The sequence below is a fragment of the Sphingomonas sp. NPDC092440 genome (assembly GCF_044754985.1).
In the GTDB taxonomy this organism is placed as follows: Bacteria; Pseudomonadota; Alphaproteobacteria; order Sphingomonadales; family Sphingomonadaceae; genus Sphingomonas.
Window position 1 is genome coordinate 102372 of the sequence record NZ_JBIVQA010000003.1, and the last position, 13192, is coordinate 115563.

14 protein-coding genes are annotated in these 13192 nt (G+C 66.1%); 3 read left to right on the forward strand and 11 right to left on the reverse strand.

Going from position 1 to position 13192, the window contains the following annotated elements:
- Positions 1-40: 40 nt before the first annotated feature.
- Positions 41-220 (reverse strand): hypothetical protein, encoded by a 180-nt coding sequence (locus ACIQCS_RS05810; protein WP_137862246.1) that lies wholly within the window; start codon positions 218-220, stop codon positions 41-43.
- 86 nt (positions 221-306) lie between these two features.
- Positions 307-564 carry an SWIB/MDM2 domain-containing protein gene (locus ACIQCS_RS05815; protein WP_280278445.1) on the reverse strand — a complete coding sequence of 86 codons (258 nt, stop codon included), beginning with the start codon at positions 562-564 and terminating at the stop codon, positions 307-309.
- Positions 565-847: 283 nt separating this feature from the next.
- Between ACIQCS_RS05815 and ACIQCS_RS05820 the strand changes: the two genes are divergently transcribed.
- On the forward strand, positions 848-1084 hold the full coding sequence (locus tag ACIQCS_RS05820) for a hypothetical protein (protein WP_345851058.1): 237 nt from the start codon (positions 848-850) through the stop codon (positions 1082-1084).
- Between the two features lie 164 nt (positions 1085-1248).
- On the forward strand, positions 1249-2907 hold the full coding sequence (gene leuA, locus ACIQCS_RS05825) for a 2-isopropylmalate synthase (RefSeq protein ID WP_345851060.1): 1659 nt from the start codon (positions 1249-1251) through the stop codon (positions 2905-2907).
- A gap of 235 nt (positions 2908-3142) precedes the next feature.
- Here leuA and ACIQCS_RS05830 read toward each other — a convergent pair whose 3' ends face one another.
- The 3 genes from ACIQCS_RS05830 to folE are packed head-to-tail and all read right to left on the reverse strand — an operon-like array spanning position 3143 to position 4879.
- The gene (locus ACIQCS_RS05830) at positions 3143-3502 is read right to left on the reverse strand and encodes a dihydroneopterin aldolase (protein ID WP_345851062.1); all 360 of its coding nucleotides are present in this window, start codon (positions 3500-3502) and stop codon (positions 3143-3145) included.
- A complete protein-coding gene (locus ACIQCS_RS05835) occupies positions 3495-4259 on the reverse strand; it encodes an SDR family oxidoreductase (RefSeq protein ID WP_345851064.1) in 765 nt (254 codons plus the stop codon). The genes ACIQCS_RS05830 and ACIQCS_RS05835 overlap by 8 nt, the downstream gene beginning before the upstream one ends.
- The gene (folE, locus tag ACIQCS_RS05840) at positions 4259-4879 is read right to left on the reverse strand and encodes a GTP cyclohydrolase I FolE (RefSeq protein WP_345851066.1); all 621 of its coding nucleotides are present in this window, start codon (positions 4877-4879) and stop codon (positions 4259-4261) included. The genes ACIQCS_RS05835 and folE overlap by 1 nt, the downstream gene beginning before the upstream one ends.
- Positions 4880-5109: 230 nt before the next feature.
- Here folE and ACIQCS_RS05845 point away from each other — a divergent pair, with 230 nt between their 5' ends.
- Entirely contained in the window at positions 5110-7788 is a 2679-nt protein-coding gene (locus ACIQCS_RS05845; RefSeq protein WP_345851068.1) for a TonB-dependent receptor domain-containing protein, read from the forward strand.
- A gap of 97 nt (positions 7789-7885) precedes the next feature.
- On the opposite strand, the gene ACIQCS_RS05850 is transcribed toward ACIQCS_RS05845, so the two are convergent.
- From ACIQCS_RS05850 to ACIQCS_RS05875, 6 genes are all read right to left on the reverse strand, one after another.
- Positions 7886-8143 (reverse strand): hypothetical protein, encoded by a 258-nt coding sequence (locus tag ACIQCS_RS05850; protein WP_345851070.1) that lies wholly within the window; start codon positions 8141-8143, stop codon positions 7886-7888.
- A 142-nt stretch (positions 8144-8285) separates the two neighbouring features.
- Positions 8286-8888 (reverse strand): TMEM175 family protein, encoded by a 603-nt coding sequence (locus ACIQCS_RS05855; protein ID WP_345851071.1) that lies wholly within the window; start codon positions 8886-8888, stop codon positions 8286-8288.
- Between the two features lie 339 nt (positions 8889-9227).
- Complete coding sequence (gene ilvC, locus ACIQCS_RS05860) at positions 9228-10247, reverse strand: ketol-acid reductoisomerase (protein WP_086128978.1); 1020 nt, start codon at positions 10245-10247, stop codon at positions 9228-9230.
- Positions 10248-10286: 39 nt separating this feature from the next.
- A complete protein-coding gene (locus tag ACIQCS_RS05865) occupies positions 10287-10781 on the reverse strand; it encodes a hypothetical protein (protein WP_345851073.1) in 495 nt (164 codons plus the stop codon).
- Positions 10778-11293, reverse strand: a complete 516-nt coding sequence (ilvN, locus tag ACIQCS_RS05870; RefSeq protein ID WP_345851075.1) for an acetolactate synthase small subunit — start codon at positions 11291-11293, stop codon at positions 10778-10780. The genes ACIQCS_RS05865 and ilvN overlap by 4 nt, the downstream gene beginning before the upstream one ends.
- 130 nt (positions 11294-11423) lie before the next feature.
- Positions 11424-13172: an acetolactate synthase 3 large subunit gene (locus ACIQCS_RS05875; protein ID WP_280278457.1), complete on the reverse strand. Its 1749-nt coding sequence runs from the start codon at positions 13170-13172 to the stop codon at positions 11424-11426.
- Positions 13173-13192: the final 20 nt, after the last annotated feature.

Consider the following 13192-nt stretch of genomic DNA (forward strand, 5'->3'; position numbering starts at 1 on the left):
GCAGCTGCTCGGCCCGCGGCAAGCGGCCGTGCGTTCCAGGCTAGTGCAGCTTGGCGATGCTGAGCCCGTCGAGCTTGGCCCGCTCCTTCACCGATTCCTCGCTGCGGGTGAGTGCCTTGGCGATGGCCTTCAGCGCCATGCCCTTCTTCGCCAGCGTGTGGAGCTTCTGGACCTCGTCGGGGCGCCAGGGCTGGCGGTGGCGTTCGAAACGTTCGGCCATCGGTATCTCCTGAAGCAAAAGGGCGGGCTCCCCAGGGAACCCGCCCTTCGCATGTTCAGCGGCAGGGCCTCATGGCCCCGGCCGGCTTACTTGACGTGCTTCGCGATGTGCTTGTTCATCTCGAACATCGTCACCTTGTCGGTGCCGAAGATCGGACGCAGCGTGTCATCGGCGATGATCTCGCGCTTGTTCGCCGGGTTCTGCAGGTTGTTCTTCTTGATATAGTCCCACAGCTTGCTGACGACTTCGCTGCGCGGAAGGTCCGCGGAGCCCGTGATCTTGGCCAGCTCGGGCGAAGGGGTCACCGGCTTGGCGATACCGCCGCGTGCTTTGGTCTCGGCCATAAAGTCTTCTCCTGTTCCTGCCCTGGACGGGCTATGCCTTCGTGGGCGCCAGCGGCGTGTGCGAACCCTTCCGCCGCTTTTCGTGCCTACGATGTACCGCGGTGAGAGCATTCGTCCTCACCTGCAACCCTTTGATCGTGCCAAAACGCGTCTGTCTAGAGAGCAGATGCGCCGAGACGGGCCCGGAGAGCGATATTTCGGGGATAACTGGGGTTAAACGGCCGGTAGGAGTGGGGAAAATGCCGTGCTATCGTGCAATTTCACGGCGAAAGGGGAGAGCGGAATGCGCGGTCTGGTGCTCGGCGGGTTGCTGATTCTGGCGGGCTGCGGCGGCGGTGGAACCACCGGCACCAACTATTCCGACCCGCCGCCCATGGCCGAGATCGTCGCCACGCCGAGCCCAAGGGCGAGCGAGACGCCGGCCGAGGAAGCCGCGCCGGCCGCTGCCGCCAACGCCGCCGAGGCCGCAGCGGACGAAGCGGCGAATAGCGATACTACGGCCGCCACAAACACAATGTGAGGTGGACAAGGCCGCGCGGGCTTGTCTAAAGGGAGCCCATCATGACGGCTCGCGCGCTTCTCGGACTGCGACTTATCCGCCCTTAGGGGCCGGACGCGCACGCGCACGCCCCTAAGGGCATTTCAAAGGTCTGAACCCAAGTCTCCAGCCGAGAGAGAGCTGTCATGCTGCGCGATCCGAGTATCAAGTACCGTCCGTTCCCCCAGGTAAACCTGCCCGGCCGCCAATGGCCGAGCCGCACCATCACCAAGGCGCCCCGCTGGCTGTCGACCGACATGCGCGACGGCAACCAGGCGCTGATCGACCCGATGGACGCGGAGAAGAAGACCCGCTTCTTCGAGCTGCTCTGCAAGGTGGGCGTGAAGGAGATCGAGGTCGGCTTCCCCAGCGCCGGCGCCACCGAGTTCGACTTCATCTCAGGCCTGGTCCAGCAGGACAGGATCCCCGACGACGTGATCGTCCAGGTACTCACCCAGTCGCGCCAGGACCTGATCGAGACCAGCTTCCAGTCGCTCAGGGGCGCGAGGAAGGCGATCGTCCACCTCTACAACGCCGTCTCGCCGGCATGGCGCCGCATCGTGTTCGGCATGAGCCGCGAGGAGATCAAGGCGATCGCCGTCGCCGGCGCCAAGGTGCTGCGCGACGAAGCCGCCAAGCAGCCCGACACCGACTGGCATTTCGAATACAGCCCCGAGACCTTCTCGACGGCCGAGCTCGATTTCTCGGTCGAGGTCTGCGAGGCGGTGATGGACATATTGCGCCCCACCACCGACAAGCCGCTAATCCTCAACCTGCCGGCAACGGTCGAGGCGGCGACGCCCAACATCTATGCCGACCAGATCGAATGGTTCTGCCGCAACATCCGCAGCCGCGAGACCGTGGTCATCAGCCTGCACACCCATAACGACCGCGGCACCGGCGTCGCCGCGTCGGAACTGGGCTTGCTCGCGGGCGCGGACCGGGTCGAGGGCTGCCTGTTCGGCAATGGCGAGCGCACCGGCAATGTCGATCTCGTCACGCTGGCGCTGAACATGTACACGCAAGGCGTTGATCCGGGGCTGGATTTCTCGAACATCGACGAGGTGATCCAGACGGTCGAATATTGCAACCAGATCCCCGTCCACCCGCGCCACCCCTATGCCGGCGACCTGGTGTTCACGGCCTTTTCGGGCAGCCACCAGGACGCGATCAAGAAGGGCTTCGCCGCGCAGGAAGCGCGCAACGACGCATTCTGGGACGTGCCCTATCTGCCGATCGATCCCAAGGATCTGGGCCGCGACTATGAAGCGGTGATCCGAGTGAACTCGCAATCGGGCAAGGGCGGCGTCGCCTGGGTGCTCGAGCAGGACAAGGGGCTGAAGTTGCCCAAGCGCATGCAGGCGGACTTTTCGCGCCACGTCCAGGCGCTGGCCGACGAGACCAGCCGCGAGCTCAATGCCGCGGACATCTGGGGCCGTTTCGAGCAGACCTATCTGCCGGGCGAGAAGGACCGGTTCGCGCTGGTCGATTACGAGGAGACGGGTGCCGCGGGGCAGCGCGTGTTCGTCGGCCGCATCGCGGTGGACGGCGAGGCGCGGTCGATCTCGGGGCGCGGCAACGGCCTGATCTCGGGCGTGATCGATGCGCTGGCGGGCACGACCGGGCCGGCGCTCGACGTGGTCGATTACAGCGAGCATGCGATCGGGCACGGCGCCGATGCACAGGCAGCCGCCTATGTCGAATGCCGTGCCGCCGATGGGCGGACCGTGTTCGGCGTGGGCATCGATGCGGACATCGCGACGGCTTCGGTGCGCGCGGTCCTCAGCGCGGCCAACCGGGTGTAGGCACGGGCGGCTGGCCTGCGCTGGGGACTCATATTTCCGCGCAGGTCATCCCGGCCATTCCCTCCCGTCATCCCCGCGCAGGCGGGGATCCAGGGCCAGGGGCAAGGCGCGCGACGCTCACTTTGCCGTTTCCGGCAAGCGTCCGCGTGATTGCTTCGATCATCCCATGCTATCCTGGATCCCCGCCTGCGCGGGGATGACGGCAGAAAATCAAATACCTGCCTGGGTTCTCACCCTAGCCCGGATTGCGCTCCCGGGTCAGCGCGCAGCCGATGCGCGCATCGGGATAGATGTCGAGCTTCATCGAGCGGACTGTGACGCGAACCACCCGCGCGTCCGCCAGTGCCAGCGCCGCGACTTGCTCGCAGAACGTCTCCTGCAGCTCGAAATGGCGCGATTCCGCGAGCTTGTGGATGCCGGTTCGCAGGAAGTCGTAATCGACCACCGCTGCGATCCGGTCTTCCGGGGGTGCGGGATAGCGGCAGGTCATCGCGACGTGCAGCGTCACCCGCTGGGGCGCGGCGCGCTCCTCGGGATGGATGCCCAGGCCCATCGCCACCTCGAGCCCGTCGAGCAGGATGGTGTATTCAGCCATGCGGACGCTCCCGCCCCTCGAACATCACATCGCCATCGCGCTGGAGGAAGCGCTGACCGCAATCGACGAAGACGTTCTGGCCGGTGATGCTCCGGGCGGTGAGCAGATGCTCGACCGTGGCCGCGATGTCGGCGAGCGCGACGGGGCGCTGGAGCAGGTTCTGGCGGGCATGCTCCGCGAACTCCTCGGCCGTCTGGTCGAGGCTGGGCAGGGTGAGGCCCGGCGAGACCGCGTTCACCCGGATGCGCGGCGCCAGCCCCCGGGCGAGCAGCTCGGTCGCGGCGGCGAGCGCGGCCTTGCTGAGCGTGTAGGTGAGGAAGTCCGGATTGAGATTGGCCAGCTTCTGGTCGAGCAGGTTGACCACTGCGCCCTGATCGAGACCATCCTGCGCCGCCAGCGCCGAAGCGAGCGCGACCGGGGCGCCGCAATTGACGCGCATGTGCCGGTCGAGCAGCGCGAAATCGGTGAGGGGCAGGGCGTCCCAGGCGAATTGGGAGGCGTTGTTGACCAGCCCCTCCACCGCGCCGCCCAGGCCTTGCCGGGCCGCCGCGATCAGCGCGGGGGCGTTCTCCGCCTCGGTCAGCTCGCCGCTCACCACACAGGCGGTGCCGCCCTCGGCCTCGATCTGCGCGCGCAGCGCCTCGGCCTCTTCGGGGGCATGGTGATGGTGGATCGCCACGGCATGGCCGCGCAGCGCCAGCCGGCGGGCGATTGCCGCCCCGATCCGCCGCGCGCCGCCAGTGACGAGAACCCGCATCAATAGCCCATCAGCTTGAGCACTTCCTGGCGGCTGCGCTCGTCGTCGCGGAACACGCCCATCATCCGGCTGGTGACCATGCCGACGCCGGGCGTGCGCACGCCGCGCGCGGTCATGCAGCCATGCGTCGCCTCGATCACCACCGCCACGCCCTGCGGGCGCAGTCTTTCCCAGATGCAGTCCGCCACCTGCGCGGTGAGTCGTTCCTGCACCTGGAGCCGGCTGGCGAAGCCGTGCAGCACCCGGGCGAGCTTCGAGATGCCGACCACACGGTCCTTGGGCAGATAGGCGATCGAGGCCTTGCCGGTGATCGGCGCCATGTGATGCTCGCAGTGCGACTGGAACGGGATGCCGTTCAGCAGCACGATATCGTCATAGCCGCCCACTTCCTCGAACACGCGGTTCAGGTGATGCGAGGGATCCTCGTCATAACCCTGGCAATATTCCTTCCACGCGCGGGCGACGCGCTGCGGGGTGTCGAGCAGTCCTTCGCGCCCGGGATCGTCGCCGGCCCAGCGGATCAGCGTGCGGATCGCGTCCGAGACTTCGGCGGGGACCGGAATTTTGGCCGACGGCGCAACGATGTCGCCATCCTCGGGTCCCTCGTGATCATGCACCATTTTCTTCTCTTCCTCGCGGCTTCCGGGCTTTACGCTACGGCATCTGCGGTTCTTGCAGAAACCGAGTGTGGCTCAACTGTATCTCATCGAGAAAAACGGCGGGAAACTGCGGAGTTCCGGCCCTTATCCCCGTTGACGGGCTGAAAAATGCAGCGTTAGTTTCGCTGGCGATAAAAGCAACGCCGTGACCGGTAGCAGCCGGCCGGCGCCCAAGGAGGGGGATGCACCCGATGAAGAAGATCGACCTGCTCGCGGCGACTGCGCTCACGCTGTTCCTCGCGACGCCCGCCTTTGCCCAGCAGCAGGCCACGACGCCGGCCGCTGCGGACGACAGCCAGGAATATACCTCGGCCAACGAGATCGTCGTCACGGCGACCCGCCGTAACGAGACCGTGCAGGACGTGCCGATCGCGATCACCGCCATCGGCGCCGCCGAGCTGCAGAATGCGGGCGTGGACAATATTCGCGATCTCGAGCAGCTCGCGCCCTCGATCCAGAGCTCGACCGGCCAGTCCTCGGCCACGGGCACCACCATCTATCTGCGCGGCATCACCACGGGCGGCGACAATCCGGGCTTCGAGCCGGCGGTCGGCGTGTTCATCGACGGCGTGTTCCGCGCCCGTGCCGGCGTCGCCATCTCCGAACTGCCCGAGCTGGAGCGCGTCGAAGTGCTGCGCGGCCCGCAGGGCACGCTGTTCGGCCGCAACACCTCGGCCGGCGCGCTGAGCATCTACACCGCGATGCCGCAGTTCGAGACGCATGGCTATATCGAGGGCACCTACGGCAACTACAACGCCTATGGCGTCAAGGGCGCGATCACCGGCCCGGTGAGCGAAGGCCTCGCCCTGCGCCTCGACGGCAGCTACCGGAAGCGCGACGGCTATATCAAGGACGCCAATAGCGACCGCCGCTTCAACGACATCGATCGCTGGGCGCTGCGCGGCCAGGCGCTGCTCGACAAGGGCGACGTGACCTTCCGCCTGATCGGCGATTATTACGAGACCAACGAAGTCTGCTGCGCCACCGTCTCGGTGGTGCGCGGCGGCCTTGCCCAGGTGATCAACGGCATCGCCGCGTCGCAGGGCCGGGTCGGCATCTACACCGGCCAGCCCAGCGATCGCATCCAGGCCGCGTCGCCCAATCGCAACTATGGCGAGAAGGTGAAGGACTGGGGCCTTTCGGGCGAGCTCAACTGGGATCTGGGCGACGTCAAGCTGACGTCGATCACCGCCTATCGCGACTGGCGGGCGCTCCGCAGCCAGGACATCGATTTCTCGGGCATCGATCGCGCCTATCGCGACGGCTACAAGACCCGGCTGAAGGACTTCACCCAGGAAGTCCGCCTCCAGGGCTCGGCCTTTGGCGGGGTGCTCGACTGGCTCGTCGGCGGCTTCTACCTGCACGAGCAGAACGACCTGACCGACACGGTGCGGGTGGGCAACGACGCCAATCTGTACGTCGATTCGGTGTTCAATGCGCTCGCCGGCCCGTCCTTCGGCGGCAAGGTGCAGTTCTACGGTTCGCTCGGCCCGACGGTGCCGACGCCGGGCGCGGTGTTCCTCAACCCGGCGGTGCCGAACTCGCTGCCGGCGCTCCAGGCCGTTTATGGCGCCACGCTCGCGCCGCTGGTCGGCTGCTTCCGCGCCCAGGCGGGCACGGCGCCGGGCAGCCTCTGCGTGATCCCGGGCTTCCCCTCGACGCCGATCCCCGGCCTCGCCGCGCTGGCCGCCTCGCCGCTGCCGGGCGCCGTTGCCGGGCAGGGCAACAACAACGACCAGTTCGGTGTGAAGACCGATGCCTTCGCGCTGTTCACGCACAATATCGTCAACATCACCGACAAGGTCTCGCTGACTCTCGGCGCGCGCTGGAACCATGAGCGCAAGGCGATGAATGCGTCGATCAACAACAACACCGGCAGCTGCACCTTCTTCAACCAGGTGCGTGCGGGCAATCCGGCGGCGACCGCCTATGCCAACCTGCTCAAGCAGCTCGGCATCTTCAACAACCTGTATCTGCTGAGCTGCAACCCGGCGATCAACACCGAGTTCAACGGCAACTACACCGACAGCTTCACCGACGACAAGATCACCGGCACCGTGAAGCTGGCCTACAAGCTCTCGAACCGGCTGCTGATCTACGGAAGCTATGATCACGGCTACAAGTCGGGCGGCTATAATCTCGACCAGGCGACCTTCGACTCGGTGCTGCTTGGCGGCAACGGCCCGCAGGGCCGCGACCTGCGCTTCGGGGCGGAGACCAACGACGCGTTCGAGATCGGCACCAAGTTCAGCCCGAACCGTGCCTTCTCGCTGAACATCGCCGCCTTCTACATGAACTTCTACAACCTGCAGTCGCTGGTGTTCTCGGGCAATAATTTCGTTGTCCAGAACGTGCCCAAGAGCGTTTCGAAGGGCGTCGAGATCGAATCGTCGATCCGGCCGTCCAAGAACCTGACCTTCCAGCTGGGCTACAGCTATATCGACGCCCAATATTCCAAGTCGAACAACTTCACGGGCACGCCGCTGCAAGGGCAGGAGGGCCGCCAGTTCCAGAACCAGCCGCGGCACACGGTGACCGGCTCGGTGACCTGGGAGCCGCAGATCACCAGCGGCCTGAAGGGCCTGATCCATATGGATGCCCGCTACAACAGCGAAGTCGACATCCCTTCGAGCAACCCCGATCCGGTGACCGGCCACACGGCGATCCGCAACGAGGGCTATGGGCTGATCAACGGCTCGATCGGCCTGCAGTCGAACGACGGGAAGATCCGCGGCGAGGTGTTCGTCGAGAACCTCACCAACACCTTCTACTTCATCTCGGGCTTCGCGGTGCCGGAGCAGACCGGCAATTATAACGGCTATCCGGGCTATCCGCGCTTCTACGGCGCGCGGCTGCGCTTCGGCTTCTAAGTCAGGCCTCGGCCAGGGATGGGGCGCTCCGGGAGACCGGGGCGCCCTTTTCGTTGGGGGGATGCCCGCTCCTGCAAAGGCCAGGGACGGGGCATCGCTATTCCAGCCGCACTTCCCTGCACAGCGCGAGCAGATCGGCGCCATAGGAGGAAAGCAGGATGACGAGGCTCGCCGTGCCGTCTTCGATCGCGGCGAGGCGGCGCTCGACCAGGGCGGCGTGCCGCATGTGATATTCCGCGGCGGCGCTCGGGTGCGGCGGAGCGAGCAGCCGGTCGAGCGGGATGTTTTCCGCAGGGCGCTCGCCGGTCACCACTTCGATGGAGAGGATGATGTTGCCCTCCATGAATTCGTCCATGCGGAGGCTCTCGACATCCTCGAGGATCAGCGCGTGCTCGATCCCGTCGGTGGCGCGCAGGAACAGCGTGGCGGCCCGCTCGCCGACGCGGATGCCGAGCAGATGGCCGTCATGGAAGGGGAGAAAATGCGAGGGCAGGGGCTTAGTCTCCGAACAGCGCGTCGATCGGGCTCTTGGGCAGGAACCACAGCACCGCCACCAGCGCCGCGCAGGCCAGCCCAGCCCAGGGCGAGACGAAGGTGAGGGCGATGCCGCTCGCATAGATGGCGGAGGCCACCGCGCCCTTGCGCAGGGTGCGGTGGTGATAGGCCTGCGCCGCCGCGTCCTGCCGGCCGGTGCGGCGGATCACCGCCTGGAGCCACACATAGGCGAAGCTCGGCAGCATCATCACGCACATATAGACCAGCGCCGCGTCGTGCGTGAAATGCTGCTCGCCCAGATAGGCGGTGGCGAAGGGCACCAGCGACAGCGTGAAGAGCAAGGCGATATTGGCCCAGAGCAGGTCGTTGGTGATCCGCGTGGCATGGGCGAACATGCGGTGGTGGTTCACCCAGTAGATCGCGACATAGGCATAGCTGAGCACATAGGCAGTGAAGACGGGCCATAGCGCCCAGAGATGCGCCAGCCCCGGTTCCTCGGGCGCTTTCATCTCGAGCACCATGATCGTGATGATGATCGCGATCACGCCGTCGGAAAAGGCTTCCACGCGATTGACGCCGCCCCGGCCTTCGTCGGTCTCGTTCAAGTCAGCCCCCCGTTCCTCGCTGCGGTTGCGATGCTTATAGTCCGATATCGCGCCGCGGGAACCGTCCGGCGGGAAGGGACGACGCGTCTCCGCCGGGCGCTTCTCCGCTTCCTGGCCGACGGGGCACATGCCGCTGGCGCGGGGCCTGGGGGCGGGATCTTCGGGGCGTGCCGAGCGCCGGGACGGCCTGGGAAGCAGGCGGATGATGGCGGGCAACGGGGCGGGCGCGCCTGGCGGCCGGCGGGGCGGCCCCGGGCGATCCCGCGGGCAATGTCGGGCAGGTTGCCGCAGCGGCTGGCGCCGGGCCTCTGTTAAAGCCCGGCGCCGCACGCCCTCTCCTTAATTCTTTTCCTTGTCGACCAGCTTGTTGGCGCCGATCCAGGGCATCATCGCACGCAGCTCGCTGCCGACCTGCTCGATCGGGTGGCGCTTGGCGGCGATGCGGCTGGCCTTGAGCTCGGGCTGGCCGGCGCGATTGTCGAGCACGAAGTCCTTGACGAAGCGGCCCGACTGGATGTCGGCCAGCACGCGCTTCATTTCCTTCTTGGTCTCTTCGGTGATGATGCGCGGGCCGGTCTTGATGTCCCCATATTCGGCGGTGTTCGAGATCGAGTAGCGCATGTTGGCGATGCCGCCCTCATACATCAGGTCGACGATCAGCTTGAGCTCGTGGAGGCATTCGAAATAGGCCATTTCCGGCGCATAGCCGGCCTCGACCAGCGTCTCGAACCCGGCCTGGACCAGCGCGGTGGCGCCGCCGCAGAGCACGGCCTGCTCGCCGAACAGGTCGGTCTCGCATTCCTCGCGGAAATTGGTCTCGATGATGCCCGAACGGCCGCCGCCCACGCCCGAGGCATAGGCAAGCGCGAGGTCGTGCGCGTTGCCGCTGGCATCCTGGTGGATGGCGATCAGACAGGGGACGCCGCCGCCGCGGACATATTCGCTGCGCACGGTGTGGCCCGGGCCCTTGGGCGCGATCATGATCACGTCGATATCCGCCGGGGCCTCGATCAGGCCGAAATGGATGTTGAGGCCATGGGCGAAGGCGAGGGCGGCGCCGGGGCGCAGATTGCCCTTGATGTCGTTCTCCCAGATCGCGGCCTGGTGCTCGTCGGGGGCGAGGATCATCAGGATGTCGGCCCAGGCGGCCGCTTCCTTGTTCGGCAGCACCTTGAAGCCCGCGCCTTCCGCCTTCGCGGCCGAGGCCGAGCCGGGGCGCAGCGCGATCGCGACTTCCTTCACGCCGCTGTCGCGCAGGTTCTGCGCATGGGCATGGCCCTGCGAGCCATAGCCGAGGATGGCGATCTTCTTGCCCGAGATCAGGTTCAGATCGGCATCGCGATCGTAATAGACACGCATTGATATAGCCCTTTTTTGCTTTAGCCGGTGTTGGTCGGTTTATTTCGGCGGCCAGACGCCGTCGGACACGTACGAAAGCTCGTATTTGCCCTTGGCGGTATTGGCCGAGCATTCAACGTGGATCGGCCCCTTGTGGGGGTTGGTGTAGGTGCATTGGCCCTTCGCCTTGATTTCGATGGGCGGGGAAGAAAGATCGGTCCCGGTCAGAATGATGGACCTGAGCGCTATGGTGGCGACATCGCCCCTGGCGGCGCTGTCCCTGCCGCGAAACGATATGCTGCCCTTGCCTTCCATGGTCGCGAGGAAGGTGGAATTGCCACTTGCGAACGCGATGTTGATCAGCTGCTTATCGCATTCGGGCGTCCGATCGCCCTCCGGGGTCATCAAGCGGTTGCAGGCGCCATTCATCTTGAGAACCGATTGCCCCGCGAGCATATCCTCAAAGCCGGACGTTCCGGCCGGCGGGGCTGTCTGCGCGTTCACGCCGTTGCTCACGGCCAACAGGCCGATCGCTACCAGACCTCTCGTGATCATGCCGCCTCGGCCCCTCTCGCGATCGCGACGATGCCGGTGCGCGCCACCTCGACCAGGCCGAGGTCGCGCATCAGCTCGACGAACTTGTCCAGCTTCTCCGATCCGCCGGTGACTTCGAAGACGAAGCTCGCGGTCGTCGCGTCGACCACCCGGGCGCGATAGACTTCGGCCAGGCGCAGCGCCTCGATCCGGTGCTCGCCGGTGCCCGCCACCTTCACCAGCGCCAGCTCGCGCTCGACATGCGGGCCGAAGGCAGTGAGGTCGGTCACCTTGTGCACCGGCACCAGCCGTTCGAGCTGGGCGATGATCTGCTCCATCACCGGGGCCGACGCCTCGGTGACGATGGTGATGCGGCTGATCAGGTCGTCGTCGCTGATCTCCGACACGGTGAGCGAGGAGATGTTGTAGCCCCGCGCCGTGAACAGGCCGGCGATCCGGGCGAGGATGCCCGGCTCGTTGTCGACGATGACGGCGAGCGTGTGCCGCTCGACTGCTTCTTCCTTGATATGCATGGCTAAATCTCCCCTCCCGCTTGCGGGAGGGGTCGGGGGAGGGCGTGTTGCCGCACCCCGACGCCGGAGGACATTCCCTCCCCTAGCCCCTCCCGCAAGCGGGAGGGGAACTTGATCGCTGCTTGCCCCATCAGACCAGCGCCTTGGCTTCGTCGTCCATCTCGCCCGAGACTTCCGCCGATTGGAGCAGCATTTCGGTATGGGCGGCACCCGACGGGATCATCGGGAAACAGTTGGCGAGCTTGGCCACCATGCAGTCCACCAGCACCGGCCCGTCATGCGCGAGCATCTCGGCGATGCCGGTGTCGAGCTGGTCGCGCGTCTCGATGCGGATGCCCTTCCAGCCATAGGCTTCGGCGAGCTTCACGAAATCGGGCAGCGCGTCGCTATAGCTCTCCGAATAGCGCGACTGATAGGTCAGCTGCTGCCACTGGCGGACCATGCCCATATATTCGTTGTTCAGGATGAAGATCTTGACCGGCAGGCGATATTGGGTCGCGGTGGCCAGTTCCTGGATGTTCATCTGGATCGAGGCTTCGCCGGCGATGTCGATCACCAGCGCGTCCGGATTGCCCAGCTGGGCGCCGATCGCGGCCGGCAGGCCATAGCCCATCGTCCCCAGGCCGCCCGAGGTCAGCCACTTGTTGGGATCCTCGAAGTCGAAATGCTGGGCGGCCCACATCTGGTGCTGGCCGACTTCGGTGGTGATGATCGGCGCTTTGTCCCGGGTCGCTTCCCACAGCGCCTTGATGGCGCGCTGGGGCATGATGACCTGGGGATCGGCTTCCTGGAAATCCAGGCAGCGGGTCTGGCGCCAGCCCTGGATGCGGTTCCACCATTCGGTCAGGTCCGGACGGGGATGCTTGCGAAGCTGATACGCGTCGATCATCGCCTGGAGCGCCCGGCCGACGTCCGCCACGATGGGCAGGTCGACGCGGACGTTCTTGTTGATGCTCGACCGGTCGATATCGACATGGATCTTCGCGCTGTTCGGCGAAAAGGCATCGAGACGGCCGGTGACGCGATCGTCGAAACGGGCCCCCAGGGCGATGATCAGATCGGCCTTGTTCATCGCCATATTGGCTTCGTAGGTGCCGTGCATCCCCAGCATGCCCAGCCACTTTTCGTCCGAGGCGGGAAAGGCGCCGAGGCCCATCAGCGTCGAGGTGACCGGCGCGCCGGTGATCTCGGCGAGCTGGCGCAGCAGGCGCGCGGCCTCGGGGCCGGAATTGATGACCCCGCCGCCGGTGTAGAAGATCGGCCGCTCGGCCGCGGCCAGCATGTCGACCGCCTTCTCGATCGCCGCCGCATCGGGTTCGACCTGGGGGCGATAGGTCTTGTGCGAGATCGGGGCGTTCTCGCCGCGCCGCGCGGTCGCGACCTGGACGTCCTTGGGGATGTCGATCACCACCGGGCCCGGCCGGCCCGAAGTGGCGATGTAGAAGGCCTCGCGGATCGTCGGCTCCAGCCGGGCGGGGTCCTTCACCAGATAGTTATGCTTCGAGCAGTGGCGGGTGATGCCGACCGTGTCGGCCTCCTGGAAGGCATCGGTGCCGATCAGGCCCGTCGGGACCTGGCCGGTGATGACGACCATCGGGATCGAATCCATCAGCGCATCGGTGATGCCGGTGACTGCGTTGGTCGCGCCCGGGCCCGACGTGACGAGGACGACCCCCGGCTTGCCCGTGGCCCGGGCATAGCCCTCGGCCGCGTGCGTCGCCGCCTGCTCGTGGCGAACGAGAATATGCTTGATGCGGTCCTGCTTGAAGATGGCATCGTAGATCGGGAGCACCGCGCCGCCGGGATAGCCGAACACGACTTCCACACCGAGATCGCACAGCGTCTCGATCAGGATGTCTGCTCCACTCTTCTCGGTCACATCGGCCTCCGTTGGTTGCA

Excerpts from the sequence above, each read along its gene's own strand:
- ACIQCS_RS05850 (WP_345851070.1), bottom strand. The coding sequence starts at position 8,143 with ATGGACGAATTCATGGAGGGCAACATCATCCTCTCCATCGAAGTGGTG.
- ACIQCS_RS05815 (WP_280278445.1), bottom strand. The coding sequence starts at position 564 with ATGGCCGAGACCAAAGCACGCGGCGGTATCGCCAAGCCGGTGACCCCT.
- ACIQCS_RS05845 (WP_345851068.1), top strand. The coding sequence starts at position 5,110 with ATGAAGAAGATCGACCTGCTCGCGGCGACTGCGCTCACGCTGTTCCTC.
- ACIQCS_RS05835 (WP_345851064.1), bottom strand. The coding sequence starts at position 4,259 with ATGCGGGTTCTCGTCACTGGCGGCGCGCGGCGGATCGGGGCGGCAATC.
- leuA (WP_345851060.1), top strand. The coding sequence starts at position 1,249 with ATGCTGCGCGATCCGAGTATCAAGTACCGTCCGTTCCCCCAGGTAAAC.
- ilvN (WP_345851075.1), bottom strand. The coding sequence starts at position 11,293 with ATGCATATCAAGGAAGAAGCAGTCGAGCGGCACACGCTCGCCGTCATC.
- ilvC (WP_086128978.1), bottom strand. The coding sequence starts at position 10,247 with ATGCGTGTCTATTACGATCGCGATGCCGATCTGAACCTGATCTCGGGC.
- ACIQCS_RS05865 (WP_345851073.1), bottom strand. The coding sequence starts at position 10,781 with ATGATCACGAGAGGTCTGGTAGCGATCGGCCTGTTGGCCGTGAGCAAC.
- ACIQCS_RS05830 (WP_345851062.1), bottom strand. The coding sequence starts at position 3,502 with ATGGCTGAATACACCATCCTGCTCGACGGGCTCGAGGTGGCGATGGGC.
- ACIQCS_RS05820 (WP_345851058.1), top strand. The coding sequence starts at position 848 with ATGCGCGGTCTGGTGCTCGGCGGGTTGCTGATTCTGGCGGGCTGCGGC.
- ACIQCS_RS05810 (WP_137862246.1), bottom strand. The coding sequence starts at position 220 with ATGGCCGAACGTTTCGAACGCCACCGCCAGCCCTGGCGCCCCGACGAG.
- folE (WP_345851066.1), bottom strand. The coding sequence starts at position 4,879 with ATGGTGCATGATCACGAGGGACCCGAGGATGGCGACATCGTTGCGCCG.